Source organism: Stenotrophomonas sp. 99219_Sma (assembly GCF_056480785.1).
In genome coordinates, this window is record NZ_CM151117.1 from 292,708 (window position 1) to 318,599 (window position 25,892).

The following is a 25,892-nucleotide window of genomic DNA, read 5'->3' on the forward strand; positions in this document are numbered from 1 at the left end:
TGGACCGTGCCGCATGCACGGCCTTCAAGTACCCGACGAACCAGGGCGCCGTGGATCGACATCCTGTGTGCGCCTGTTCAGCCCGGCCCACCGGGCAGCGGCGCCAGCACCGTCTCCGGTGGCTGCTGGCCGGCCAGGTGGCGCACGAAGTAGTCCCACATGCGGTGCGTGTAGGTGGCGTCGTTGCGGAACAGTTCGTGGTCCTGCCGGGCCAGGTACAGCAGGTCGTAGCTGCGCTGGGCCTTGTTCAGGGCGGCGGCCAGTTGCAGGGTCAGCGCCGGCGGCGCGTTCTCGTCCAGTTCGCCATAGACCAGCATCAGATGCCCACGCAGGTTGCCGGCCAACGCTGCATTGTCGAGTCCGGCAAAGGGCGCCGGCACGCCATCGGCCAGGGGTGTTGGCGGCAGCACGCCACCGAACAGCCGGTCCATGCCGTGCAATGCACCGCCGTACATGCCCTGGAAATTGTGGCTGCCGGCCGAGGCCACGCCCACCTTGTAGAACGCCGGATAGCGCAGCAGGGCGCGCGCTGCACTGTAACCACCGAACGAATGCCCGTAGATGCCGACCCGCTGCAGGTCGATGCCCCGGTAGCGTTCGCCCAGCTGGCGCAGCGCAGCCACATGGTCATCCAGCTGCACATCTGCCCCGTGCAGGAAGCTGCTGTCATGGAACGCCTTGTCGCGGCCACCGGTGCCGCGCGCGTCGATGCTGACCACCACGAAGCCCAGTTCGGCCAGGCTGGCGCGTGACACCGGATTCAAGGCGGACACCGCCTCGGCGTAGGTCACCGGCGCATTGCTGACGAAGGAGCCACCGTACATCGCGTCGATCACCGGAAAGCGGCCGTCATCGCGATAGTCGCGGGGCAGGTAGACGGTGGCGAAGATCGGCGTTCGCCCATCGGCGGCCAGCAGCCGCTCGCGCCGTGGGGGGCGCCAGCCGGCAGCAATGATCGCGCTGTTATCGGCTGTTTCCAGCACCATCACTTCACGGCCGTCATCGCTGGCCCGCAGCACGGTGCGTGGTGGCTGGTCGAGACGGGAAACGGTATCCACCAGATAGCCACCGCCAGGCGACAGCGCCTGGGGGGCGCGCCCGCCGAACAACGCGCCGGTGCCGGCATCGGCCAGATGGTCGTTGCCATCGGCGGCCAGGCGCTGGACCGGTCCCCCCTGCAGCGATACACGGTACAGGCCGCGTACGTAGGGGTCGCCACCGTCGACGCCGCCGGCGCTGAAGTACGCCCGGCCACCCGCAGCGTCCACGCCCAGCAGGTCGCGCACCGCCCATTGGCCGCGGGTGAGCTGGCGCAGCACCCTCCCGTCGGACAGGCGGACCCGGTACAGCTGGCCCCAGCCATCGCGCTGCGAGAACCACACCGCCGTGTCCTGGCCGGGCAGGATGGCCACCGCTGGCCGGTTGTAGGAATACACGTTGAGCTGCAGGCGGGTGTCGCTGGCTTCTTCCAGAACCGTGCGCAACGCACCGTTGTTGGCATCGATCTCCACCAGACGCAGCCTGCGCGGTGCGCCGAAGTGCGCGATCACGGCATACAACCGGTCGCCGTCCCAGCCGAGTACGCCGGCTTCGCTGAGGGTGTTCCAGCCTTCCGGCAAGGCGATGTCATGCTGCTGGCCATTGCGGGTGTCGACCACATACACGCTGTCGCGCACCTGCCGGGTGTCACCCAGCACCCCCAGCTTCACCGTATGCACGCGCGGCCGCGCGCTGTTGGCCGGGCTGCTTTCCAGATAGGGGTAGTCCTGCAGCGCGCGTTCGTCGTAGCGGATGCCGGCCACGTAGCGACCGTCCGGTGACCAGCCGACCGCGAACGGCCGCGTCGGCATCCGGCCCTGACGGCGGGGAATGCCGCGCAGGGTGAAGTCCGGCAGCACGCCATAGCCATGATTGGATTCACCGCCGCTGGTCAGCGCTCGTGCTGCCGTTCCGGGCGAGTGCAGCCACAGGTTGTGATCGCGTACCTGCAGCCAGGCATCACCGCCGGGCGATGGCAGTGCATCGGCCGCTGGCGCTGCATCCTGCGAAGGCACGCACTGCAGGCGTGGCCATTGACAGCTGATCGCCGCCTCGCCGTTGAACTGCAGGCGCAGGCCTCCATCCAGTACCTGCACGTTGTTCAAGCGCAGGCGTGGTCCGCTGGCGCCGAGAGGTGCAACCGCAGCGTCCAGCGCATCGGGTTCGAACAGGATCTGGCGTGTGGCCTGGACTGGATCGACCAGTACCGCTTGGCGCCGGCCCTGCGTGGTTTCGCGTTCGTACCAGAAGCGCCCATCGGCCAGCCAGTGGGGCAGCACCGAAGCATTGCGCAGCGCACCGCGAAGGTGACTGTCATGCACGCGTTCGGCGCGCTGGTAGTCAGCGGCCTGCAGTGCGTGCGCAGCGTGAATCGGGAACAGGGCAGCGCATGCCAGGAGCGCGGCGCGAACAGGCACCAGCGGCGGATCGGAAACGTACAAGGCAACCTCCTGTTGCAATCGACGACGAATCACAAATGCACGCGCGCCGCGCGCGTATGCCAGAGACAGCCTGAATCAAGGCAAAAAATTCAGCAATGCGAAGACCGCTGTTTTCAGGGAGCGTTGTGGCGAATAACGGAGAATTTACATTCCCGATGCGATGGCGCCCTGGCGCTGCTGCACACCATAAGAAAGTAAAGGTGTACCCCCATGAAGAATTCGCTGATTGCTCTGGCCCTGGCCGCTGCCCTGCCGTTCACCGCCTCGGCTGCTGAGAACCTGTCGTACAACTACGCCGAAGCCGACTACGCCAAGACCGACATCGACGCGTTCAAGGCCGACGGCTGGGGCGTGAAGGGTTCGTACGGCTTCCTGCCGAACTTCCACGCTTTCGGTGAGTACAGCCGCCAGGAAATCGACCACACCAACATCAAGCTGGACCAGTGGAAGATCGGCGCCGGCTACAACGTTGAAATCGCCCCGACCACCGACTTCGTTGCCCGCGTTGCTTACCAGAAGCGCGACCAGAAGCACGGCCTGGACTTCAATGGCTACAGCGCTGAAGCCGGTATCCGCACCGCCTTCGGTGCCCACGCCGAAGTCTACGGCATGGTCGGCTACGAAGATTTCTCGAAGAAGCACGGCATCAATCCGGAAGGCCAGTGGTACGGCCGCCTGGGTGGTCAGGTCAAGCTGAACCAGAACTGGGGCCTGAATGGCGAGCTGAAGATGAACCGCGACGGCGACAAGGAATACACCGTCGGCCCGCGCTTCAGCTGGTAATTGCTTCCTCGGCGCGCCTGCGCGCCGAAGATGCCTCGACAGGCCCGGCCCATGCCGGGCCTGTTGCGTTTCCGGCTGGGCAAACGCTACCTGACCGTGTCGCGGCGGAAGGGCGGCATTGCAACGAATTGGATTCCGCAGGCGTCGGCTGCGCCCTAGGGTGAGTGGCCTGTTCTGCAGGAATGCAACGATGCCCACGTTTCCGTCGCCCCGCGATTCTCCCTGCCGCCTCTTGCTGCTGGATCCACACCCGCTGTTGCGGCATGGCGTGCAGGAAGTCCTGGCCCGGCAGGCGGGCCTGCAGGTCGATGGAAGCTACGGCCGCAGCGGTGATCTGCTGCAGCGCCTGCAGCAGCAGGCGGCCGCGATCGATCTGCTGCTGGTCGACGCCTTGCCGATCGGTGACAGCGGCGAAGGCCTGGAACTGCTGCGGCACCTATCACGCCACTGGCCGGCAGTGCCGATCCTGGTGCTGACCGCACACTGCAACGCGGGTGTCATGTCCTTGGCCTTGCAGGCCGGTGCGCGCGGATTCCTGTCCAAGGCCTGCGCGCCGCAGATGCTGCTGCGGGCAGTGAGCGTGGTTGCCCGTGGCGGGCGCTTCGTGCCGCCGGATCTGCGTGCACAGTTGAACCAGTCCCGTCGGCAGCGCCAGCAGTCCATGCGTTCACCACGGTTGAGTACCCGCGAGCGCACCGTCCTGCAGTGGGTGCTGCGTGGTTGCAGCACCGGCGAGATGGCACGCCGCAGTGGGCGTGCAGCCAGCACCATCAGCACGCAGAAGCGAGCGGCGTACCGCAAGCTGGGCATCCGCAACGATGGCGAGCTGTTCCGCTTCCGCCATCTGATCGACGCTGATTGAGGTGGCGTTACTCGCCCTGGTACTGCTTTTCTTCCACCAGGGCCGAACCGGCCACGCGGTTGATCTCGTTCTTCACCTGCACGCGCTCGCCATTGGTGCCATAGACACCACGCGCCAACTGGATGAAGGCATCGTCGAACACCTGGGCCGCTTCCTTGTCGCGCAGCTGGTCCTGGATGTCCCACATGCGCTCGTTGATCGCCTTCAGTTGCTGCTTCAGCACGGCCAGCGCCGGCTGAGCCTGCAGCTGCAGCTGCAGCAACGGCAGCAGGCCGTCCAGCTCGGTGCGCACGTTGCTCAGCTTGGCGGCATCGTCGATGCGCTCGGCCTTGATCTCGAGAATGGTGATCTTGTCGATCAGCTCGCCGATCGATACCGGAGTCAGGATGGCGTCCACGCGGTTGGTTCCTGGAAACAGGGCGCCATGATACCGCGCTGCTGGCATGTGGCCCCGGTCCGCGGGATTTACGCCGAATTTGCGCCACGGGCCCGGCAGCACCCTCGATCCGTTACGGCCACCGCCTCGACACTGCGGTCCCGGCGGCGTGACCGCCTTCGACGAGGAACACAGTGCAGTGAACAGCAAGGGGATGATGGCGGCAGTGGTGGCCGCCCTGGCAGGGCTGCTCGGCATCGGCACCGCCCAGGCGCAGGTGCAGGTGAGTGGCAGTGCCGCATTGACCAGCGATTACGTGTGGCGCGGCAGCTCGCAGAGCGACGGCGACCCGGCGGTGCAGGCCGGCGCGAAGGTCTCGATCCCATCGGGCTGGTACGCCAGCGTGTGGGGGTCCAACGTATCGTTCAAGCCGGACAACGGCGCGCGCAGCGAGTTCGACCTGGTGGCCGGTTGGAGTGGTGCACTGGGACCGGACTGGGCACTGGATGCCAACCTGACCCGCTACGTGTACCCGGGCACCGGCCGCGCGCTGGACTGGACCGAGCTCAATACCACCGTGACCTGGAAGCAGCGCGCTTGGCTGCAGCTGGCGCATTCCAACGACGCGCTGGCGGGCGGCCATCGCGGCACCTACGCCCAGCTGGGTGTGCGGGTGCCGTTGCACGAGCGGTTCCGCCTCGAAGCGGCGGTGGGCCAGTATTGGCTGGCCACCGCACAGGGGCCTGATTACCTGCATGGCCAGCTCAGTGCCATCGCCTCGCTGACCCCGGCATGGGAACTGCGCGCCACCGTGCATGACACCGACAACGCAGCGAAGCGGCTGTTTCCGGGCAATGCCGGCGGACGCTGGGAGCTGGCGCTGCAGGGCAGCTTCTAGTCAGTCACCGAAGCCTGGCGCGCGCGCAGCGCGCCGGGCAGCCACAGCAGCAGGGCCAGCATGGCCACCGCAGCACCGGCCACGCAGACGCCGGTCCAGCCGAAGCGCTGGTAGACCTGCGCCGACAGCAGCGAACCCAGCGAACCGCCGATGAAGTAGCCGGTCATGTAGCCGGCATTGAGGCGGTTGCGCGCTGCCGGTTGCAGTGCATAGATCAGGTTCTGGTTACTCACGTGCAGCAGCTGCGCGGCCAGGTCCAGCACCACCACGCCGACCAGCAGCGCCAGCAGCGAGTGTGCCGACAGCCCCAACGGCAGCCACGAGAGCAGCAACAGCATCAGTGCGATGGCAGTGGCACGTCCGGTCTGGCCACGATCGGACATGCGCCCGGCCAGGCCGGCCGCCAGCGTACCGGCGGCGCCGACCAGCCCGAACAGGCCGATGGTGGCATCGCTGTAGGCGTAGGGCGGTTGTGCCAGCAGGAACGCCAGCGGCGTCCAGAAGATCGCGAACATGGCGAAGCTGCAGGCGCCCAGCAGGGTGCGCTGGCGCAGCACCGGCTCCTGCACGAACAGCACACCGATCGAGCGCAGCAATGCGAAATAGCCGAGGCCGGCGCTGTGGTGGAATCGCGGCAGGCCGCGCTGCAGCGCCAGCGCGGTCAGCACCAGGGTGCCGGCGGCGATCGCATACACCAGGCGCCAGTCGCCCAGGCTGGAAAGCAGGCCGGCCACGGTGCGCGCCAGCAGGATGCCCAGCAGCAGGCCACTCATCAATGTGCCGACCACGCGGCCACGATGTTCCGGCGCGGCCAGCGTGGCCGCAAACGGCACCAGTACCTGCGCCACCACCGAGAACAGGCCGGTGATCGCGGTGCCGACCAGCAACCAGGTCAGCGATGGTGCACAGGCACTGATCACCAGCCCGCCTGCCGACAGCAGGCTCATCACCACGATCAGGCGGCGGCGTTCGAACAGGTCTCCCAGCGGCACCAGCAGGATCAGTCCAGCGGCATAGCTCAGCTGTGCGGCAGTGACCACCATGCCGACCTGGCCGAACGGCACGCCGAAGGCATCGGCGATGGTGTGCAGCAGTGGCTGCGCATAGTAGTTGCTGGCCACGGCCACGCCGGTAGCCACCGACATCAGCAGCACCTGCCAGCGGTGCAGAGGGGGGAGGGACGGACTCACGCGGTATTCCACAAAGCGGGATGCACAGTGTCCGCCTGCTGCGGCCATGATGGAAATGAATCATCATCATCCATGCCATCTGGAAACGAGATAGTTGGATGAATCTCAAACAGCTCGAGTTTGCCGTCGCCCTGGCCGAAGAGGGCAATTTCACCCGCGCCGCGGAACGCTGCCATGTGGTGCAGTCCGCGTTGAGCCACCAGATTGCCTACCTGGAGCAGGAACTGGGTACGCCCCTGTTCGAGCGCCTGCCGCGGCAGGTGCGGGCCACCGCCGCCGGCGAGGCGCTGCTGGTGCATGCACGCCAGGTGCTGGCCAGCCTGCGCCACCTGCGTGCCGACGTGGCCGCCGTCACTGGCGAGGTGCGTGGCCTGTTGGCGATCGGGCAGATCTCCTCGCTGACCGACATCGATGTGGTGGCGATGCTGGCGGCCTTCCAGCAGGCGCACCCGCAGGTGGAGTTCCAGCTGCGGGTCGACAAGAGCGAGGACCTGATCGCGCAGGTGCAGTCGCGAGAGCTGGACGTGGCACTGGTCGGATTGGCGCCGTCGGCGGGGTTGGACGGGGTCTGCCACCAGATGCTGCAGGAAGAAGACCTGGTGGCGGTGCTGGCGCCGTCGCACCGCTTGGCCCGCCGCAAGCGGCTGCCATTGACCGAACTGCAGGACGAGGCGCTGGTCGACTTTCCGCGCGGCACCGGTGCGCGGCGGCAGACCGACGATGCCTTCGCTGCCGCTGGCCTGCCGCACACGGTGCGCTTCGAGGTCAATCTGATGGAACTGATCGAGCGCTTCGTTCGCCATGGGCTGGCGGTTGGCATCGTGCCAGCGTTGATCGCCGACGGGTTCCAGGGGGTGGTACAGATTCCGCTGCAGCCGACCCCGACCCGCCGCGTGCACCTGGTCTGGCAGCGACTGCCGACACCGGCGGCGCGTGCGTTCGTCGAGGCCGTGCTCAGCCGCGCAGGCGCAGGCTCAGGCCCTTGAGGAAATTGCGCAGCATCTGGTCCAGGCAGCGCCGGTAGTTGGTGTGCCCGGGCTGGCGGAACAATGCGCCCACTTCCGACTTGGAGACGTTGAAACCGGCGCTGGCGAAGATCTCCATCAGATCGACGTCGCGCAGCTGGAAGGCCACGCGCAGCTTCTTCAGCACCAGGTTGTTGTCGATGCGGGTTTCCACCGCACGCTGCGGCTGGCTTTCGTCGCGACCGCGCAGGTGCACGATCAGGCCGTCGAGGAAGTGCGCCAGCGCGCTGTCGCTCATCGCCTCGAAACCGGCTTCGTCCTCGCGGCGCAGCCAGGCCTTCACCTGTTCCGGATCCACGGCGAAGGCCGGGTCGGCCATCTGGCACAGGGTCACCACGTGGTGGTCGCCCAGGTCCAGGGAGTAGCGCACGCTGCGCAGGACATCGTTGTTGATCATGGCCCCAATTGTACCGGTCACCCCGACAGGTGGGGCCGGATCTGGCCGATCAGGCAACGCAACCCCCGGCCGACGGTGCCAGAATGGGGGTCTGGTTTTTCCCCCTGGAGTTGCCTGATGACCCGCACTGTCCTGATTACCGGCGCCACGTCCGGCTTCGGCGCCGCCGCCGTCCACCGCTTCGCCCAGGCGGGCTGGAAGGTGATCGCCACCGGCCGCCGCGGCGAACGCCTGCAGCCGCTGGTCGAGCGCTACGGCAAGGACGTGGTGCATGCCGCCGCCTTCGACATCCGCGATCCGATGGCGATGGAAGCGGCGCTGCTGGCACTGCCGCCGGCCTTTGGCGAGATCGATCTGCTGGTCAACAACGCCGGCCTGGCGCAGGGCACTGCGCCGGCACAGAGCGCCAAGTTGTCGGACTGGACCACGATGATCGACACCAACATCACCGCGCTGGTGACCCTGACCCACCGCCTGCTGCCGCAGCTGGTGGAGCGCAAGGGCGCAATCATCAACATTTCGTCGGTGGCCGGCGTCTACCCGTACCCGGGCGGCAATGCCTACGGTGGCACCAAGGCTTTCGTCAGCCAGTTCTCGCTCGGCCTGCGTTCGGACCTGCACGGCACCGGCGTGCGCGTGACCACGATCGAGCCGGGCATGGCCGAAACCGAGTTCACCGTGGTGCGTACCCATGGCGACCAGGCGGCGTCGGACAAGCTCTATACCGGCGCCAACCCGATGACCGCCGAAGACATCGCCGAACAGATCTTCTGGGTGGCCAGCCTGCCGCCGCACCTGAACATCAATCGCCTGGAACTGATGCCGGTCAGCCAGTCCTTCGCCGGTTTCCAGGTCGCCCGCGAAGGCTGACGTTCATTTGTAGAGTCGAGCCATGCTCGACTGCTCTTCGCCCTTTGTAGAGTCGAGCTTGCTCGACTGCTTTGAACGGCAGTCGAGCAAGCTCGACTCTACACAGACAAAAAAAAGCCGGGCTGTGCCCGGCTTTTTCATTCACTTCGGCAGACTCACTGTGCCTTGATCGCCATCGCCTGCAGGCCGGTGCCATCCAGCTTCTGCTTGGCTTCAGACAGTTCACCTGCACTGCCATACGGCCCCATGCGCACGCGGTACACGGTCTTGCCGTTGATCTGCGCCGATTCGACGCGTGCCGCCAGGCCCATCATCGCCAGCTTGGCCTTGGTCGCTTCGGCATCGCCGGAGGCACCGAACGCACCCGCCTGCAGGATGTAGCGGGCATTGTCGGCGGCAGCCGGTGCCGCAGCGGCGGGGGTAGTGGCCGCGGTCGGCGCGGTTTCCGCACGCGCTGCCGGAGTGGCGGCGGCGGTGCTGGTCGACGCCGTCGGCGTGCTGGCCGGAGGCGTTGCCGCAGCCGGTCGTTCGCTCAGCGGTGCTGGCAGCGGACGGCTGGTGGCGGTCACCGGCGCGGTGCTGGCCACGCTGGCGGTTGCCGTCGGTGCCGGCGCGGTAGCCGCTGGCGGCGGAACCGGCTTGCCTTCCAGTGCCGCCTGCGCGCGCTGCGCTTCGGCCTTGGCCCGGCGCTGGTCCTCGGCACGCGCGCTGGCAGCCAGTTCGGCGTCGGACATTTCAACTTCCTTGCCCGGCAGCAGGGTGTAGAAGTCGTACTGGGTGGCGGCCGGCTTTTCCGGTTCGGCCGGCTTCGGCGTGGCCGGCTGCGCGGCCGGCTGGGTGCCGACATCGCTGTCGGCATCAGCGACCGGGGCAGGCTGCGCGTTCGGGTTCGGCTGCGGACCGGCGCGAAGGAAGCCATCGCCTTCGCCCTTGAACAGGTTCGGCGCCGCCAGGAACACCACGGCCGCAATCGCCACGCCAGCGACCAGCCACACCCATCCGGGTGTGCCCTGGCTGCTGCTGTTGCGTCGTGCCTGGTTTTTGCCGCGTCGTGCTGCCATGTGTACTGCGTCTCCTGATGCTTACATTTTTTCCGGGGCGCTGACGCCCAGGAGTTCGAGGCCGTTGGCCAGCACCTGGCGCGCGGCGCAGGCCAGGGTCAGCTTGGCGTTGCGATCCGCAGCGTCTTCCACCAGCACCGGCGTCCCGTGATACCACGTGTGGAACGCGTGCGCCAATTCACGCAGGTACTGCGCCACCAGATGCGGTTCCAGCGCCACGCCGGCCGCCTCCACCACTTCCGGGTACCGCGAGATCTCGTTCATCAGCAGCAGCGAGGCGTCGTCGGCCAGGCGGCCGAGGTTGGCCAGGCCATTGCCCTGTTCGTACACCAGGCCCTTCTCCTGTGCCTGGCGCAGCAGGCTGCAGACGCGGGCGTGCGCGTACTGCACGTAGAACACCGGGTTGTCGTTGCTCTGCTGGCGGGCCAGGTCGATGTCGAAGGTCAGCTGCGAATCGGGCTTGCGCGCGATCAGGAACCAGCGGGTGGCATCGCGGCCGGCCTCCTCGATCAGGTCGCGCAGGGTGAAGTAGCTGCCGGCACGCTTGGACAGCTTCACTTCCTCGCCGCCACGCATGACGGTGACCATCTGGTGCAGCACGTACTCCGGCCAGCCCTGCGGGATGCCCACTTCCATCGCCTGCAGGCCGGCGCGCACGCGTGCCAGCGAACCATGGTGATCGGCGCCGAGCTCGGTGATCGCGCGCTCGTAGCCGCGCTGCCACTTGGACAGGTGGTAGGCCACGTCCGGCACGAAGTAGGTGAAGGTGCCGTCGGACTTGCGCATCACGCGGTCCTTGTCGTCACCGAAGTCGGTGCTGCGCAGCCACAGCGCGCCACCTTCTTCATAGGTATGACCCGACGCCTGCAGCTTGGCCACCGCTTCGGCCACCTTGCCATCGGCGTACAGCGAGCTTTCCAGGAAGTAGATGTCGAAGTCGACGCCGAACGCGGCCAGGTCCAGATTCTGCTCGTTGCGCAGGTAGGCCACGGCGAAGCGGCGGATCGCCTGCATGTCGTCCGGGTCCTTGGCGCCGACCACGGTGCTGCCTTCCAGATCGACGCTGGCGCCGGCCATGTAGGCGCGGGCGACGTCGGCGATGTACTCACCGCGGTAGCCACCTTCCGGCCAGCCATCCTGGTCCGGCGCGATGCCCTTGATCCGCGCCTGGGTGGACAGCGCCAGGTTCTCGATCTGCACGCCGGCGTCGTTGTAGTAGAACTCACGCTTGGCGTTCCAGCCGTTGGCGTCGAGCACGCGCGCCACGCAGTCGCCGATCGCCGCCGCGCGGCCATGGCCGACATGGAGCGGGCCGGTCGGGTTGGCCGACACGTACTCCACGCCCACCGTGCGGCCATTGCCGGACAGGTTGCGGCCGTAGTCGTGGGCTTCCTTGATGACCGACGCGGCTTCACGCTGGTACGCGGCCGGCGCCAGGTGGAAATTGATGAAGCCGGGGCCGGCGATCTCGACCTTGCTGACGTCCTCGCTGCGCGGCAGTGCCTCGACCAGCGCCTGTGCCAGTGCGCGCGGATTGCTGCGCGCGGCCTTGGCCAGCAGCATCGCGGCATTGGTGGCGAAGTCGCCGTGGTCACGGGTCTTCGGGCGCTCGACCACGAAGTCCGGCGGCAGGGAGTCGGCGGGCAGGGTGCCATTGGCGCGCAAGGCTTCGATGCCTTGGCTGATCAGGGCGCGGAGGAGATTTTTCACGAGGCCTGCTGTGAGAATGAGCGGCGGAATCGCCCATTTTAGCGCAGATACCAGCGGCCACGCTGACCGAAACCTGCCTGTGGGGGCGACCGATGGCGCCTGGAGGGCGGGCGCTCAGCCGAACAGGCGGGGCTGGGGCGGCGACAGCAGGCCTCGTTCAGCAAACGAAACGGGGCGGCCCTCACCGACCACGAAGTGGTCCAGCAGGCGGACATCCACCAGCGCCAGTGCCTGCTGCAGTTCGTCGGTGATGCGGGTATCGGCGCTGGAGGGTTCCGGGTCGCCGGAAGGGTGGTTGTGGCTGAGGATCACCGCCGCCGCGTTGTGCAGCAGGGCGCGCCGCACCACTTCGCGGGGGTAGACCGGTGCGGCGTTGATGGTGCCGTGGAACAGCTCCTCGCAGGCGATCAGCCGGTGCCGGTTGTCCAGGAACAGGGCCATGAAGATCTCCCGGGCCTGCCCCCGCAGGCGGTGCTGCAGATAGCGGCCGACCGCGGCCGGGTTGTTGCCGACCGCTTCGCCGTGCTCCAGCTCCGCTGCCAGGTAGCGGTGGGCCAGTTCCAGCCCGGCAGCCAGCGTACAGCTGCGCGCCGGGCCGAGCCCGGGCAGACGGGCCAGGTCGCCTGCGGAGCGGTCCAGCAGCACCCGCAACGGGCCATGCGCCTGCAGCAGGTCGCGCGCGGTCTGCACGGCATCGCGGCCACCGAATCCGGAGCCGAGGAACAGGGCCAGCAGTTCGGCGTCGGAAAGTGCCGTGGGCCCGCGCGCGATCAGCTTCTCGCGGGGGCGTTCCTGTTCGGGCCAGTCATGGATGGGCATGCCTGCATCATCGCCAGCCCGGGTGGCGGCTCCCATCGGTGCACACCGCAGCACCGGGTCGGGCGATGCCTCACCCGCGCCGGGTCTGCAGATAGTCGAACAGTTCCTGGTTGTTCTGCAGGCCCAGCTTGCGCTTGGCTTCGGCCTTCTGCCGGCTGATCGTCTTGGGGCTGCGCCCGCAGCGTTCGGCGACGGCATTCACGCTGAGCCCGGCCGCCAGCAGATCCAGCACTTCCTGTTCCCGCGCCGACAGCGGCGCCGGTTCGCGCGGGAACAGCAGGTCGCGCGCCTGCAGGTGGTGGCGCAGTTGTTGGGAAACGAACACCTGGCCGGCCAGTGCGGCGTTCAGTGCCTGCGGCAGTTCGGCGAAATCGGCGCATTTGTCGACCAGCCCACTGATGCCCTCGCGCAGCAGTCCGTCCAGCAGCCCGGGATGGCGGGCGCCGGTCAGCACCACCACCGGCAGCCCGGGGTGACGCACGCGCAGCGCGTCGATCAGCTCTGGACCGTCCGGGCCGTCACCCGGCATCGACAGGTCGGTCAGCACCGCATCGCAGTCGTGGTGGTTCACCAGCTCCAGCAGCTGGGCGCCGTCACGTGCACTGCCGACGATGTCCATCAGGTGGGTCTGCAGCACGATACGGATGCCATGCAGGACCACGGGATGGTCGTCGGCAATGATGATGCGTGGATGCACGAGGCTCCTCGAAGGTCGAACAGGCCACGGCAGACGGCAGCCAATGCCTGATTCTGCAAAAGCGCAGACCCGTAGAGGTATAGGAAAGGTCCGAAACCGATGCCCGGCTAACCCAGGGTCAGGCGCAGCGCGCTCCATTTACTGATAGCTGTCCGCTATGTGCACCCTGCACCGGGACATTACCGACCATCGGGTAAGCTAGCGCCCTCGTTTGCACAGGAATTCCAGGTGGCTGACTCCCCCAACGCTTCCCCCGCGCAGGCCCGCGCGCTGGAAGGTCAGAAACTGCTGTTGTGCGTCGGAGGCGGGATCGCGGCCTACAAGGCCCTGGAACTGGTGCGGCGCCTGCGCGACGCCGGTGCCCAGGTGCAGGTGGCGATGACCGCCGGTGCCCAGCAGTTCGTCACTCCGCTCAGTTTCCAGGCCCTGTCCGGGCAGCCCACCCGCACCACGCTGTGGGACAGCGCCGCCGAACAGGCCATGGGCCACATCGAGCTGGCGCGCTGGGCCGACCGCATCGTGGTTGCCCCGGGAACCGCCGATCTGCTGGCCCGGCTGGCCCAGGGCCATGCCGATGACCTGGTCAGCACGCTGTGCCTGGCCAGTACCGCGCCGTTGACGATCTGCCCGGCGATGAACCATCGCATGTGGCTGCACCCGGCCACCCAGGCCAACATCACCCTGCTGCGCCAGCGCGGCGCGCAGGTGATCGGCCCGGTCGACGGCCCGCTGGCCGAAGGCGAGTCCGGTCCGGGGCGTCTGGCCGAACCGGGCGACATCGTGGCCGCGCTGGCCGCCAATGGCAGCAGCGCCGCGGCCGTTGCCGCGCCGGAAACCCGCGCGCTGCAGGGCCTGCGCCTGCTGATCAGCGCCGGCCCGACCTATGAAGACATCGATCCGGTGCGCTATGTCGGCAACCGCAGCAGCGGCAAGATGGGCTTTGCCCTGGCCGCGGCCGCCGCGACGATGGGCGCACAGGTGGTGCTGGTCAGCGGCCCCGTACAGCTGCCGACCCCACCCGGCGTGCAGCGTGTGGACGTGCGCTCGGCCGCGCAGATGCGCGATGCCGTGCTGAAGTCGCTGCCGGCCGACATCTATATCGGTGCCGCTGCGGTGTTCTGACTACACGCCGCGCCAGGTCGCGCCGCAGAAGCTGAAGAAGACCGCCGACAGCCAGTCGCTGGTGATCGAGCTGGTGCGCACGCCGGACATCCTTGCCGAGGTGGCTGCGCAGACGCAGTCGCTGAAGCTGGTGGTCGGCTTTGCCGCCGAAACCCACGACGTGGAGAAATACGCGCGTGGCAAGCTGGTCGACAAGCGCCTGGACCTGGTGATCGCCAACCAGGTCGGCATCAGCGGCGGCGGTTTCGAGAGCGACAACAATGCCGCCACGGCCTTCTGGCAGGACGGTGAACAGGTATTCCCGGCCACCTCCAAGCGTGAGCTGGCCGAACAACTGCTGGCGCTGATCGCGCGGAGACTCCAGGCATGACCCAGGCATCCACTTCCCAACCGCTGCAGGTCAAGCTGCTCGATCCGCGCTTCGGCGACAGCTGGCCGCTGCCGGCCTACGCCACCGAGGCCAGCGCCGGCATGGACCTGCGCGCGGCGCTGGATACCGCGCTGACCCTGCAGCCGGGCGACACCGCGCTGGTTCCCAGCGGCCTGGCCATCCACATCGCCGATCCGAACCTGTGCGCGGTGATCCTGCCGCGCTCGGGGCTGGGCCATCGCCACGGCATCGTGCTCGGCAATGGCACCGGCCTGATCGACGCCGATTACCAGGGCCCGCTGCTGATCAGCGTCTGGAACCGTGGCCGCGAGGCCTTCACCATCGAGCCGGGCGATCGCATCGCGCAACTGGTGATCGTGCCGATTGCCCGCGTCAGCCTGCAGGTGGTGGATACTTTCACCGACAGCGTGCGGGGAACGGGTGGATTCGGCCACACCGGGGTGCGTTGACAGGGGACATCGATGAGCGGCATCGGGGAAGGACAGCGGGGACGGTCGTTGGGACGCAGTGCGCCACTACTGGGGGTGCTGCTGATCCTGCTGGCCGGCTGGTTCGGATGGAGCGCAGTGCAGCAATGGCGCCAGGAGGCCAACGGCCAGGCGCTGGAAGCTGCACGTGACCAGGCCGTGCAGGGCCTGCAGGAGGCCGCTGCCGGCCAGCTGAAGCAGCTGCAGCAGCAGCTGAAGAACGAGCGCGTGCAGCAGGCGCTGCAGGCCGGTGATGCCGCTGCGGCGGCACTCGCGGTCCGCGAGAGCTGGACCGGCGTCGAGCACGCCGAGGTACTGGCCGCCGATCTGGCCAACGCCTACGCCGACCCGGCCGCCTTTGGCTATGCGCGATTGGCGCTGCTGGAAGCGGCATTGGCCGAAGGCAAGCCCAGCCTGCGCGTGGTCCGCGATGGCGGTGGCAATCGCCTGGGCCTGGCAGCGCCGGTTCAACTGGGCAGTCTCGGCCCGGCGGTGCTCTACGTGCGCCAGCCATTGCTGCGGCTGACCTCGCCGCTGGACCAGGTGAGTGCGCCATCGGCCGGTTTCCTTGGCCTGCGCCAGGGCGCGCATGACCTCGTCGCCCAGGGCGATGCCGGCCTGGCCGAAAGCGCCGAAGCATTGGCGCGGCCGATTCCGGGGACGCCGTTGCGGCTGGTGGCCGCGGTACCCAATGTCGAACCTGGTCCGCTGGGCCTGGGTTCGCTGGCCAGCGCCATCGTTGCGCTGCTGCTGGCGTTCATCGCCGTGCTGCTGGTGGTGGGGCGCGGCCGCCTGCCGAAGTCGTTGCCGCTGCCGCGCCGGGCGACCGTGGCGGAAGCCGATCATGGCCCGACCCTGAACGAGAGCCTGCAGATGGCGCCGCCGCCGGTGGCCGAGGCCAGCACAACTGAAAGTGCACCGCCGCCCCCGCCACCGGTTCCGGCCGAGGAACTGGCGGCCGGTATCTTCCACGCCTACGACATCCGCGGCGTGGTTGGCAGTGAACTGACGCCGAAAACGGCGGCGCTGATCGGCCAGGCCATCGGCACCGTGGCCCTGGAGCAGGGCCTGCGCGAGGTGGTGATCGGCCGCGACGGCCGCCTGTCCGGCCCGGAACTGGCCGCAGGGTTGGCCGAGGGCCTGAGGCGCGCCGGTTGCGCGGTGATCGACATCGGCCTGGCACCGACCCCGGTCGTGTACTACGCCGCCTTCCATCTGCGTACCGGCACCTGCGTGGCGGTCACCGGCAGCCATAACCCGCCCGAGTACAACGGTTTCAAGGTGGTCATCGGCGGCGAGACGTTGTCCGGTGATGCCATCACCGATCTGTACCAGCGCATCGTCGAAGGCCGCCTGGTACAGGCCGCCGAGCCGGGCGATTACCAGCAGCGCGATGTCAGTGCCGACTACATCCAGCGCATCGCCGACGACGTGCAGCTGGACCGCCCGTTGAAGGTCGTGGCCGATGCCGGCAACGGCGTGGCCGGCGCGCTCGCGCCGCAGCTGCTGGAAGCGATCGGTGCGGAAGTCATCCCGCTGTACTGCGATGTCGACGGTACCTTCCCCAACCATCATCCCGACCCCAGCGAGCCGGCCAACCTGGAAGACCTGGTGCAGACGGTGAAGCGCTTCGGTGCCGATCTCGGCGTCGCCTTCGATGGCGACGGTGACCGCCTGGGCGTGGTCACCGGCGAAGGAAAGATCATCTATGCCGACCGCCTGCTGATGCTGTTCGCCGCCGACGTGCTGATGCGCAATCCGGGCGCGATGGTGATCTACGACGTGAAGTGCACCGGCAAGCTGTCCGACCACGTGCTGCGCAATGGTGGCAGCCCGCTGATGTGGAAGACCGGGCATTCGCTGATGAAGGCGAAGATGCGCGAGACCGATGCCGAGCTGGCTGGCGAGATGAGCGGCCACTTCTTCTTCAAGGAGCGCTGGTTCGGTTTTGACGATGGCCTGTATGCGGCTGCGCGCCTGCTGGAGATCCTGGCCCAGCGCGAGGAGACTCCGGACGAGGTACTGGCAGAGCTGCCGGAGATGGTGGCCACGCCGGAACTGAAGGTGCCGGTGGCCGACGGTACGCCGCACGCGCTGGTGGCGATGCTGGTGGCGGCGGCGCAGTCGCCGGACAACCCGTATGTGGGCGGTCGGTTGTCGACCATCGATGGCCTGCGCGTGGACTTCCCCGATGGCTGGGGCCTGGTGCGCGCCTCCAACACCACGCCGGTGCTGGTGCTGCGCTTCGAGGGCAATGACGAGGCGGCGCTGGAACGCATCCAGGCGCTGTTCCGCAGCCAGCTGCAGCCGGTGCTGGGCGACACCCCGCTGGGGTTCTGAGGTGGGGCCGGGCTGCGCCCGGCACCCGCCGAAGCAACGGCAGCAGCAACATCAACATCAACATCAACATCAACATCAAAAGCGAGCTATCCGCGAGATGGCGGGGCGGTGTCGGAGTGCGGGGTGTCAGCCGCATGGATGCGGCTGCCAAGCCTACAGGGACGTACTTGCGGCGTCCCCGCACTCCGACACCGCCCCACCCCTGACAATTTCCGCGATCTGTCGGAACGGCATGGACCGCTGTTGGTAGGTGTCGACCTTGGTCGACACAGTAGATCCACGCCATGCGTGGATGCTCTTCCGGATTCGCTTTGGTGGGTGCCGACCGTTGGTCGGCACGCCTTCACCCCTTGAACCGCAGCCCGACGCCCGGTTCGGTGAACAGGTAGCGCGAATCCAGCGCTGAATCGCCCAGCTTGTGCCGCAGCTTGCCGACCAGGATGCGCAGGTAATGGGTGTCGTGCTGGTGGGTCGGGCCCCAGATCTCCTGCAGGATCTGGGGCTGGGTCACCACCCGCCCGGCGTTGCGCAGCAGCAGCGACAGCAGCGCGTACTCCTTGCGGGTCAACGCTACCGGCTCGCCATCCAGCGCCACTTCACGGCGGACCAGGTCCACATGCAGGTGGCCATCGTCGAATACCGGTGGCGTGCCATCACTGGGTACGCTGCGCGTGCGCAGCAGCGCCCGCACCCGCGCCATCAGCTCCTGCGTGCCGAACGGCTTGGTCACGTAGTCATTCGCGCCGGTATCCAGCGCACGCACCTTCTCCGCCTCGCCGGCACGCACGGTCAGCATGATCACCGGCACCTGGCTCCACTGCCGCAGCTGTTCCAGCACCTCGTGGCCTTCCATATCCGGCAGGCCGATATCCAGGATCACCAGGTCCATGTCTTCGCTGGCGGCCAGTTGCAGGCCTTCCTGGCCGGTCGCCGCCTGCCGTACCTGGTAGCCCTGCGCGCGCAGGCTGATGTCCAGGAACCGGCGGATCTGGGTTTCATCATCGATCACCAGCACGCGCGCGGCCGGTACGCTGGCATCAATCGGGGTCGGGCTCATCGTGGGAGGCTGGCTTGAGCAGGGGCAGGGTGATGCGGATCAGGGTACCGCGACCGTCGCGTCCGGGCAGCGCCTGCACGCTGCCGCCATGTGCGCCGATCATGCCCTGGCAGATGGTCAGGCCCAGGCCGGTGCCATGGCGGCCACGGTCGCCACGTTCAACGCTGTAGAACATGTCGAAGATGCGCGCACGCTCGTCGTCGGGAATGCCGGGGCCGGCATCGATCACGTCGATGCGCAGCTGGCCGTCCAGTTCACGCGCCTGCACCTGCACGGCCGTATCCTGCGGTGAGAACTTGGCCGCGTTTTCCATCACGTTGAACACCGCCTGTTCGACCAGCGCCGGGTGTACCCAGATCGGCGCCAGCGTGGCCGGAATGTCCAGCTCCAGCCGCACCTTCGGCTGGTAGCGCTGCAGGCGCCGTGCGGCCGAGCCGATCAGTTCGTCCACGCCGATCCAGTCGCGGTTGATCTTCAATCCCTCGTGGCCGAGGCGGGTCATGTCCAGCAGGTTCTGGATGTAGCGGTCCAGCCGTTCGCCCTCGACCAGGATGGTGTCGAGCAGGGCACGGCGATCGGCCGTATCCATTGCCGCACCATAGCTGGCCAGGCTGTCGGCCGAGCCGATCATCGCCGCCAGTGGCGAGCGCAGGTCGTGCGACACCGAAGAGAGCAGCGCCGAGCGCAGTCGCTCGGTCTCGTTGCTGACGTGCGCCTGCTCCAGTTCCGCCACCAGCCGGGTGCGCAGCGCGGCCTGCGCGATGTCATCGACCATCGCTTCGGCCAGTTGCCGTTGTTCGGGCAGCAGGCGCGCCTGTGCACCGGGCAGATACAGGCCGGCCACGCCGATCGCGCGGTCCTCGCCATCCAGCAACGGCAGGAACCACCACTGCGCGCCGGCCAGGGTATCGGTGAAGCGGCCACTGGGCTGGCCATGGCGCAGCGCCCAGTCGGCGGCGGCCAGGTCGGTGTCGCCGGGCTGGCTGCGGCCACCGGTTGCGGTATCGGCGCCGATCCGCAGCCACGCCGGCACGTCCATGGCCTGTTCCAGTGCATGCCGACCCGCCTGCGCCACCTCGCCGTTGCCGGCGGCACTGGCCAGTTGGCGGCCCAGCTGCTGGCGCGCACGCGCATGGCGATTGGCTGCACGCAGCGCGATCACCTGCATGCGCAGGCGCGAGGCCAGGCGTCCGGCCACCAGCGCGGCGGCCAGGAACAGGAATACAGTGATCACGCCCTGGCGCGCGCCGATGGCGAAGGTGAAGCGGGGTGCGATGAACAGGAAGTTGTATGCGAGGAAACACAGGATCGCCGCCATCACCGCCACGCTGGCGCGCGTGCGCGCGGCCACCACTACCACCGCCACGATGAACACCATCGACAGGTCGGCCATGCCCACCCAGCGTTCGGCCAGCCATGCCACCGCACAGGCCAACGCGGTGGCGATCAGTGCCTGCGCCAGTTCGTAGCTGATGCCGCGCACCGGCGGCAGCAGGCCCTCGCGGCGCGAGCGCGCACGTGCCTGCGGGGTGCTGATGATGGTGATCTCGTAATGCGCGCCGCGCTGGATCAGCTGCTGGGTCAGGGTGCGGTTGAACATCCGCGCCAGCGGTCGCTCGCGGGTGCGGCCCAGTACCAGGGTCGACACGCCGTTATGTGCGGCATGGTCAAGCAGGGCATCGGCGATGCTCGATCCGTGCAGCAGTTCGGCGTCGCCGCCCAGCCGACGTGCCAGTGCGAAGGCAGCATCGATTTCGCGTCGGGTCGCGTCATCCTGGCGCCGGCCCTGCACGGTCACCACCGTCCACGGCGCATCGCGGCGCTCGGCGATGCGACGCGCCACCCGCACCAGGTATTCGCTCTGGCCGCCGCCATCAACGGCCACCAGCACGCCGCGACGCAGCGGCAGGTTGCTCTCGCCGCGTGCAGCGCGTGCTTCACGCAGGCTGCTGTCGACGCGGTCGGCGGCTTCCTGCATCGCCAGTTCACGCAGCGCGGTCAGGTTGGCCGGCGAGAAGAATGCCTGCAGCGCCTGCGCGGCCTGTTCGGGCACATAGACCTTGCCCTGCTGCAGGCGTGCGATCAGTTCGCGTGGCGGCAGGTCGACCAGCACGATGTCATGCAGGCGGTCGAGCACGCCGTCCGGCACGGTCTCGCTCACGCGCACGCCGGTGATCCGCATCACCACATCGTTGAGGCTTTCCAGATGCTGGATGTTCACCGTGGTCCAGACGTCGATGCCGGCATCCAGCAGCTCCATCACGTCCTGCCAGCGCCGCTCATGACGGCTGCCCGGCGCATTGCGATGGGCCAGTTCGTCCACCAGCACCAGCGCCGGATGCCGTGTGAGCACGGCATCCAGATCCATCTCCTGCAGGATGTGGCCGTGATAGGCCACTGCCTTCAGCGGCAGCTGTGGCAGGCCCTCCAGCAGCGCCTGGGTATCGGCGCGGCCGTGGGTTTCCACCAGGCCCACCACCAGGTCGACACCGCGGCGCAGCTGTTCCTGTGCGCGGGTCAGCATGGTGTAGGTCTTGCCCACGCCCGGCGCCGCACCGAGGAACACGGTCAGCTTGCCGCCGGCTTCGCGTTGCAGGCCTTCAACCAGGGCATCGGCCTGGCGGGTACGCGCATCAGTCATGGGTGCCGCTGTCATGGCCGCCATTGTGCGCGCAGCCGGTGCAGGCCGGCATCACGGTGCCTTGGCCGCGTGGTCCAGCGCGAAGTTCAGCGTCACCACGTTCACCCGCGGCTGGCCGAACAGGCCCCACTGGCGCCCTTCGGTATGCGCCTGCACCAGTGCCTGCACGCGCTCCACCGGCAGGCCGCGGGCACGTGCCACGCGTGCCACCTGCAGGCGCGCCGCCGCCGGCGACAGCTGCGGATCCAGGCCACCTGCGGACTGCGTGACCAGGTCTGCCGGTACCTGCGCCGGGGTGACGCCTTCGCGCGCGGCCACCGCAGCGGTGCTGGCGGCAACACGCTCGGCCAGGGCCGGATTGCTGCGCGCCATGTTGGAACCGGCCGCGGCCATCGGGTCGTAGTTGGCTGCCGACGGACGTGCCTGGAAGTAGCCGTCACCGGTGAACGGCTGCGACAACCACGCCGAGCCGCGTACCTGGCCGTTGCCATCGCGCAGCAGGCTGCCCTCGGCCTGGGTCGGGTAGGCCAGGCCGGCAAAACCGGTGGCGATACCGGCGTAGACCGCACCGGCCAGCAGCAGGGTGGCGAGGCCCAGGCCGATCGCCGGGCGCCAGCTGGCACCATCCTGCAGGCTGGCCACGCGGGCCTCGGCCTTCTGTTCGCGCGGAAGGGAAGATGAAGTGGAAGTAGTACGGTTCATGCGCCGAATACCAGGACAAGAAGGAGGTCAATTACCTTGATCGCTGCGAACGGCAGCAGCACGCCGCCAAGGCCGTACACCAGCATGTTCCGGCGCAGCAGTGCGGTTGCAGTGGCCGGGCGGAAGCGCACGCCACGCAGGGCGAGCGGGATCAGGGCGGGAATCACCAGGGCGTTGAAGATCAGCGCTGCCAGCACCGCATTGCGCGGGCTCGACAGCTGCATCACGTTCAAGGCGGCCATGGTCGGAACGGCCGCGGCGAACAGCGCCGGCAGGATCGCGAAGTACTTGGAGACGTCGTTGGCCAGCGAGAAGGTGGTCAGCGCGCCGCGGGTGATCAGCTGCTGCTTGCCTACTTCCACCACCGCCAGCAACTTGGCCGGGTCCGAATCGAGGTCGACCATGTTGCCGGCCTCCTTCGCCGCCTGCGTACCGGAGTTCATCGCCAGACCGATGTCGGCCTGGGCCAGCGCCGGCGCGTCATTGGTGCCATCGCCGACCATCGCCACCAGGCGGCCACCGGCCTGCTCCTGGCGGATGCGTGCCAGCTTGTCTTCCGGGCGGGCCTCGGCGATGTAGTCGTCGACACCGGCTTCGGCAGCGATCGCGGCGGCGGTCAGCGGGTTGTCGCCGGTGATCATCACCGTGCGGATACCCATCGCCCGCAGCTGCGCGAACTTCTCGCGCATGCCGTGCTTGACCACGTCCGACAGCTCGATCACGCCCAGCACGTGGCGGCCCTCGGCCACCACCAGCGGGGTGGCACCGTTGCGTGCGACCTGCTCGACGCGCCCGGCCAGTTCCGCCGGCACGTTGCCGCCCAGCGCCTGCACGTGGGCACGGATCGCATCGGCGGCACCCTTGCGGATCTGCCGCCCATGTTCCAGGTCCACGCCGGACATGCGGGTCTGCGCACTGAACGCCAGGTACTCGGCGTGGTGCGGTTCGGCGGTAGCGCAGCCCTGTTCGCGCGCCAGGCGCACGATCGACTTGCCTTCCGGGGTCGGGTCGGCCAGCGAGGACAGCAGTGCGGCCTCGCGCAGCTGGCTGGCATCGATGCCGGCCAGCGGATGGAAGTGGCTGGCCTGACGGTCGCCGTAGGTGATGGTGCCGGTCTTGTCCAGCAGCAGCACGTCGACGTCGCCGGCCACCTCCACTGCCTTGCCCGACTTGGCCAGCACGTTGGCGGCCAGCGCACGGTTCATGCCGGCGATGCCGATGGCCGGCAGCAGGCCGCCGATGGTGGTCGGGATCAGGCACACCAGCAGCGCGATCAACAGCAGCGGATCGACCTGCACGCCTACGGCCGCGCCGATCGCCGGCAGCGTCGCCACCACCACCAGGAAGGTCAGCGTCATCGCCGCCAGCAGCAGGGTCAGCGCGATCTCGTTGGGGGTCTTCTGGCGGTTGGCACCTTCCACCAGCGCGATCATCCGGTCCAGGAAGCTGTGGCCCGGCTCGGCGGTCACCCGCACGATGATCTGGTCGGACAGCACCTTGGTGCCGCCGATCACGCCGGAACGGTCGGTACCGGCCTCGCGCAGCACCGGTGCCGATTCGCCGGTCACCGCGGCTTCGTTGATGGTGGCCAGGCCCTGCACGATCTCGCCATCGGCCGGCACCAGCTCACCGGCACTGACGATCACGTGGTCGCCCGGGCGCAGCTCGGCGGCCGGCACCTGGGTTTCGGCGGCGCCTGGCTGCGGCGCCGCCAGCCGGCGTGCCACCAGGTCCTGGCGGGCACGCCGCAGCGACGCGGCCTGGCCACGGCCACGCGCTTCCGCTACGGCTTCGGCGAAGTTGCCGAACAGCACGGTCACCAGCAGGATCGCGGTCACCGCCAGGCCGAAGCCCAGCGGCGCGTTGCCGGTCAGGGTGACGATCGCGGCGACGATCGTGCCGGCCATCACCACCGCCATCACGGGGCTGCGCACCAGATGCATCGGCGACAGCTTGAGAACCGCTTCGACCAGCGCACGGCGCAGGCCGGCGCCATCCAGCAGGGCAGGGCGCGCTGCATGGGTACTACGGGTTGAACTTGCTTGGGTACTCATCAGGGTGTCCTTAGTGCAGTCCCAGGCTCAGGTGGTCGGCGATCGGGCCGAGTACCAGCGCCGGCATGAACTGCAGCACGGTCAGGATGACGATCACCGAGACCAGGGTCAGGGCGAAGGTCGGGGTTTCGATCTGCAGGCTGCCGGCAGACTCCGGGGCCTGGCGCTTGGCAGCCAGCTGTGTGGCCACCACCAGCGGAATGATCAGCAGCGGGAAGCGGCCCAGCAGCAGTACCAGCGAGCAGCTCAGGTTCCACCACAGCGTGGCGTCGCCCAGCCCTTCGAAGCCCGAGCCGTTGTTGGCGTAGGCCGAGACGTACTCGTAGAAGACCTGGCTGATGCCATGGAAGCCGGGGTTGGAGGTGCCCGCCAGGCCGGGCACGGCCAGGGTGATCGCAGTGAACACCAGCAGGGTGATCGGCTGCAGCAGCACCAGCAGGGCCAGCAGGCGCACCTGTGGCGTCTCCAGCTTGCGGCCGAACAGTTCCGGCGTACGCCCGGTCATCAACCCGGCCAGGAATACACCCAGCAGCAGGTACACGATGAACTGCTGCAGGCCACAGCCGATGCCGCCCCAGATCGCGCTGACCAGCATGTTGACCATCGCGATGCCGCCACTCAGCGGCGCCAGCGAATCGTGCATGCCGTCGACCGAGCCATTGGAGACCTGGGTAGTCACTGCCGCCCACAGCGCGGTGCCATCGGCGCCGAAGCGCACTTCCTTGCCTTCCATCAGCAGCGGCGTGGCGGCGCTGGCGCTATGTCCTTCGCTCCACATCATCGCGCCGGTGGAAAGCAGCGACATGCCCAGCATGCAGCTGAACACCAGGGCGCCGAAGCGACGTCGGCCGGTGAACGCACCGATCATGAAGATCACTGCCATCGGCACCAACAGGATGCCGACGATTTCCAGCGCGTTCGACAGCGGGGTCGGGTTCTCCAGCGGGAAGCTGCTGTTCGGGCCGTACCAGCCGCCACCGTTGGCGCCCAGCTGCTTGGCCGCGACCATCGCCGCGACCGGGCCCAGCGGCAGCTTCTGTTCGGCCATGCCGGCGCTGGCGTCGATCGGCGTGGCCTGCGGCCCACCGGTCATCGTCGACGGCACGCCCTGGCTGGTCAGCAGCAGGGTCCACACCAGGCACAGCGGCAACAGGAAGCGCACGCACAGGCGCACCACGTCCACGTAGTAGTTGCCCACCGCCACCTGGCGGTCATCGCCGGTACCCGTCGCCGCCGCCTGCGGCGCACGCGAGAACAACGCGCGCAGCGTCGCCACTGCCAGCGCCAGGCCCATCATCGGCGTCACCACCTGCAGGCCGGTGATGCCGGTCATCTGCGAGAGATAGGACAGCTGCGCCTGACCCGAATAGTGCTGCTGGTTGGTGTTGGTCAGGAACGAGATCATCGTGTGCAGCGCGGTGTCCCAGCGCATGTTCGGGATCTGGTCCGGATTCAGCGGCAACCAGGCCTGGGTCATGAACACCGCCTGGGTCAACACAGCAACCACCACGTTGCTCAGCACGAAGGCCAGCACGTAGCCGCGCCAGGACATCGAGCGCGACGGATCGACCCCGAACACCCTGTACAGCGGCTTCTCGATCCAGTGGAACAGCACGTCGACCTTCATCGGCGTGCCACGCATCACGCGGGCCAGGTACAGGCCCAGCGGCCACGCCAGCAGCAGGCTGGCGGCAATAATCACAAGCATCTCAGTCATGGCCGGCTCCGCTCAGAACGACTCGGGCCGCAGCACGACATAAAGAAGATAGGCGGCGGCGACCAGCACCAGCACGCCACACAACAACGACAGCCAGGGGGACATTGCAATAGCGTCCTGGTGGAACCCCTCCACCTCAGGCCGTCATCGTCGTCCTGCCCCCCATAAACGCACTACGCGCCGGACCGGGCCGACGCGTAAAGAGTGCATAAATTCCGTGGTCCAATCCGTAA

At 68.0% G+C, this 25,892-nt stretch carries 21 protein-coding genes and 1 pseudogene; 8 read left to right on the top strand and 14 right to left on the bottom strand.

The window, feature by feature from the left end:
* Window positions 1-77: 77 nt before the first annotated feature.
* Window positions 78-2,480 (bottom strand): S9 family peptidase, encoded by a 2,403-nt coding sequence (locus ACZK13_RS01315; protein ID WP_253143739.1) that lies wholly within the window; start codon window positions 2,478-2,480, stop codon window positions 78-80.
* Window positions 2,481-2,690: 210 nt separating this feature from the next.
* Between ACZK13_RS01315 and ACZK13_RS01320 the strand changes: the two genes are divergently transcribed.
* Window positions 2,691-3,263 (top strand): OmpO family porin, encoded by a 573-nt coding sequence (locus tag ACZK13_RS01320; protein ID WP_032130335.1) that lies wholly within the window; start codon window positions 2,691-2,693, stop codon window positions 3,261-3,263.
* 190 nt (window positions 3,264-3,453) lie between these two features.
* Window positions 3,454-4,125, top strand: a complete 672-nt coding sequence (locus tag ACZK13_RS01325) for a response regulator transcription factor (protein WP_180838492.1) — start codon at window positions 3,454-3,456, stop codon at window positions 4,123-4,125.
* Window positions 4,126-4,132: 7 nt separating this feature from the next.
* On the opposite strand, the gene ACZK13_RS01330 is transcribed toward ACZK13_RS01325, so the two are convergent.
* The gene (locus ACZK13_RS01330) at window positions 4,133-4,522 is read right to left on the bottom strand and encodes a DUF6165 family protein (protein WP_032130333.1); all 390 of its coding nucleotides are present in this window, start codon (window positions 4,520-4,522) and stop codon (window positions 4,133-4,135) included.
* Window positions 4,523-4,700: 178 nt separating this feature from the next.
* Here ACZK13_RS01330 and ACZK13_RS01335 point away from each other — a divergent pair, with 178 nt between their 5' ends.
* Window positions 4,701-5,399 carry a TorF family putative porin gene (locus ACZK13_RS01335; protein WP_253143787.1) on the top strand — a complete coding sequence of 233 codons (699 nt, stop codon included), beginning with the start codon at window positions 4,701-4,703 and terminating at the stop codon, window positions 5,397-5,399.
* On the opposite strand, the gene ACZK13_RS01340 is transcribed toward ACZK13_RS01335, so the two are convergent.
* Window positions 5,396-6,544 (bottom strand): MFS transporter, encoded by a 1,149-nt coding sequence (locus ACZK13_RS01340; protein WP_336684602.1) that lies wholly within the window; start codon window positions 6,542-6,544, stop codon window positions 5,396-5,398. The two genes, ACZK13_RS01335 and ACZK13_RS01340, sit on opposite strands and share 4 nt — an antisense overlap.
* Before the next feature lie 143 nt (window positions 6,545-6,687).
* On the opposite strand from ACZK13_RS01340, the gene ACZK13_RS01345 reads away from it, so the two are divergent.
* Window positions 6,688-7,575 carry a LysR family transcriptional regulator gene (locus ACZK13_RS01345; RefSeq protein ID WP_149909351.1) on the top strand — a complete coding sequence of 296 codons (888 nt, stop codon included), beginning with the start codon at window positions 6,688-6,690 and terminating at the stop codon, window positions 7,573-7,575.
* On the opposite strand, the gene ACZK13_RS01350 is transcribed toward ACZK13_RS01345, so the two are convergent.
* Complete coding sequence (locus ACZK13_RS01350; protein WP_005411992.1) at window positions 7,544-8,011, bottom strand: YehS family protein; 468 nt, start codon at window positions 8,009-8,011, stop codon at window positions 7,544-7,546. The two genes, ACZK13_RS01345 and ACZK13_RS01350, sit on opposite strands and share 32 nt — an antisense overlap.
* 117 nt (window positions 8,012-8,128) lie before the next feature.
* On the opposite strand from ACZK13_RS01350, the gene ACZK13_RS01355 reads away from it, so the two are divergent.
* Window positions 8,129-8,881, top strand: coding sequence for an SDR family NAD(P)-dependent oxidoreductase (locus ACZK13_RS01355; RefSeq protein ID WP_197597411.1), 753 nt, complete (start codon window positions 8,129-8,131; stop codon window positions 8,879-8,881).
* A 155-nt stretch (window positions 8,882-9,036) separates the two neighbouring features.
* On the opposite strand, the gene ACZK13_RS01360 is transcribed toward ACZK13_RS01355, so the two are convergent.
* The 4 genes from ACZK13_RS01360 to ACZK13_RS01375 all read right to left on the bottom strand — a co-directional run bounded on the left by ACZK13_RS01360 (window position 9,037) and on the right by ACZK13_RS01375 (window position 13,168).
* A complete protein-coding gene (locus tag ACZK13_RS01360; RefSeq protein ID WP_049399052.1) occupies window positions 9,037-9,942 on the bottom strand; it encodes an SPOR domain-containing protein in 906 nt (301 codons plus the stop codon).
* 21 nt (window positions 9,943-9,963) lie between these two features.
* On the bottom strand, window positions 9,964-11,652 hold the full coding sequence (gene argS, locus ACZK13_RS01365; RefSeq protein WP_012478915.1) for an arginine--tRNA ligase: 1,689 nt from the start codon (window positions 11,650-11,652) through the stop codon (window positions 9,964-9,966).
* Window positions 11,653-11,766: 114 nt separating this feature from the next.
* Window positions 11,767-12,471, bottom strand: coding sequence for a RadC family protein (gene radC / locus ACZK13_RS01370; RefSeq protein WP_253143738.1), 705 nt, complete (start codon window positions 12,469-12,471; stop codon window positions 11,767-11,769).
* Window positions 12,472-12,541: 70 nt separating this feature from the next.
* Window positions 12,542-13,168, bottom strand: a complete 627-nt coding sequence (locus ACZK13_RS01375) for a response regulator (RefSeq protein WP_253143737.1) — start codon at window positions 13,166-13,168, stop codon at window positions 12,542-12,544.
* Between the two features lie 228 nt (window positions 13,169-13,396).
* Between ACZK13_RS01375 and coaBC the strand changes: the two are divergent.
* The 3 genes and pseudogenes from coaBC to ACZK13_RS01390 all read left to right on the top strand — a co-directional run bounded on the left by coaBC (window position 13,397) and on the right by ACZK13_RS01390 (window position 17,488).
* Window positions 13,397-14,660: pseudogene (gene coaBC, locus ACZK13_RS01380) on the top strand (bifunctional phosphopantothenoylcysteine decarboxylase/phosphopantothenate--cysteine ligase CoaBC).
* Window positions 14,657-15,130, top strand: coding sequence for a dUTP diphosphatase (gene dut, locus ACZK13_RS01385; protein WP_180838585.1), 474 nt, complete (start codon window positions 14,657-14,659; stop codon window positions 15,128-15,130). Before coaBC ends, dut begins: the two are co-directional and overlap by 4 nt.
* 12 nt (window positions 15,131-15,142) lie before the next feature.
* Window positions 15,143-17,488 carry a phosphomannomutase/phosphoglucomutase gene (locus ACZK13_RS01390; RefSeq protein WP_253143735.1) on the top strand — a complete coding sequence of 782 codons (2,346 nt, stop codon included), beginning with the start codon at window positions 15,143-15,145 and terminating at the stop codon, window positions 17,486-17,488.
* A 343-nt stretch (window positions 17,489-17,831) separates the two neighbouring features.
* Here ACZK13_RS01390 and ACZK13_RS01395 read toward each other — a convergent pair whose 3' ends face one another.
* Genes ACZK13_RS01395 through ACZK13_RS01420 form a run of 6 tightly spaced genes read right to left on the bottom strand, consistent with a single transcriptional unit; the run spans window position 17,832 to window position 25,764 of the window.
* Window positions 17,832-18,545 (bottom strand): response regulator transcription factor, encoded by a 714-nt coding sequence (locus ACZK13_RS01395; RefSeq protein ID WP_004153862.1) that lies wholly within the window; start codon window positions 18,543-18,545, stop codon window positions 17,832-17,834.
* Window positions 18,526-21,186 carry an ATP-binding protein gene (locus tag ACZK13_RS01400; RefSeq protein ID WP_253146024.1) on the bottom strand — a complete coding sequence of 887 codons (2,661 nt, stop codon included), beginning with the start codon at window positions 21,184-21,186 and terminating at the stop codon, window positions 18,526-18,528. Before ACZK13_RS01400 ends, ACZK13_RS01395 begins: the two co-directional genes overlap by 20 nt.
* Before the next feature lie 51 nt (window positions 21,187-21,237).
* Window positions 21,238-21,888: a potassium-transporting ATPase subunit KdpC gene (kdpC, locus tag ACZK13_RS01405; RefSeq protein ID WP_253146023.1), complete on the bottom strand. Its 651-nt coding sequence runs from the start codon at window positions 21,886-21,888 to the stop codon at window positions 21,238-21,240.
* Entirely contained in the window at window positions 21,885-23,942 is a 2,058-nt protein-coding gene (gene kdpB / locus ACZK13_RS01410; RefSeq protein ID WP_253146022.1) for a potassium-transporting ATPase subunit KdpB, read from the bottom strand. The genes kdpC and kdpB overlap by 4 nt, the downstream gene beginning before the upstream one ends.
* A gap of 10 nt (window positions 23,943-23,952) precedes the next feature.
* Window positions 23,953-25,659, bottom strand: a complete 1,707-nt coding sequence (gene kdpA / locus ACZK13_RS01415) for a potassium-transporting ATPase subunit KdpA (protein ID WP_253146021.1) — start codon at window positions 25,657-25,659, stop codon at window positions 23,953-23,955.
* Between the two features lie 12 nt (window positions 25,660-25,671).
* Window positions 25,672-25,764, bottom strand: a complete 93-nt coding sequence (locus tag ACZK13_RS01420; RefSeq protein WP_005407770.1) for a potassium-transporting ATPase subunit F — start codon at window positions 25,762-25,764, stop codon at window positions 25,672-25,674.
* Window positions 25,765-25,892: the final 128 nt, after the last annotated feature.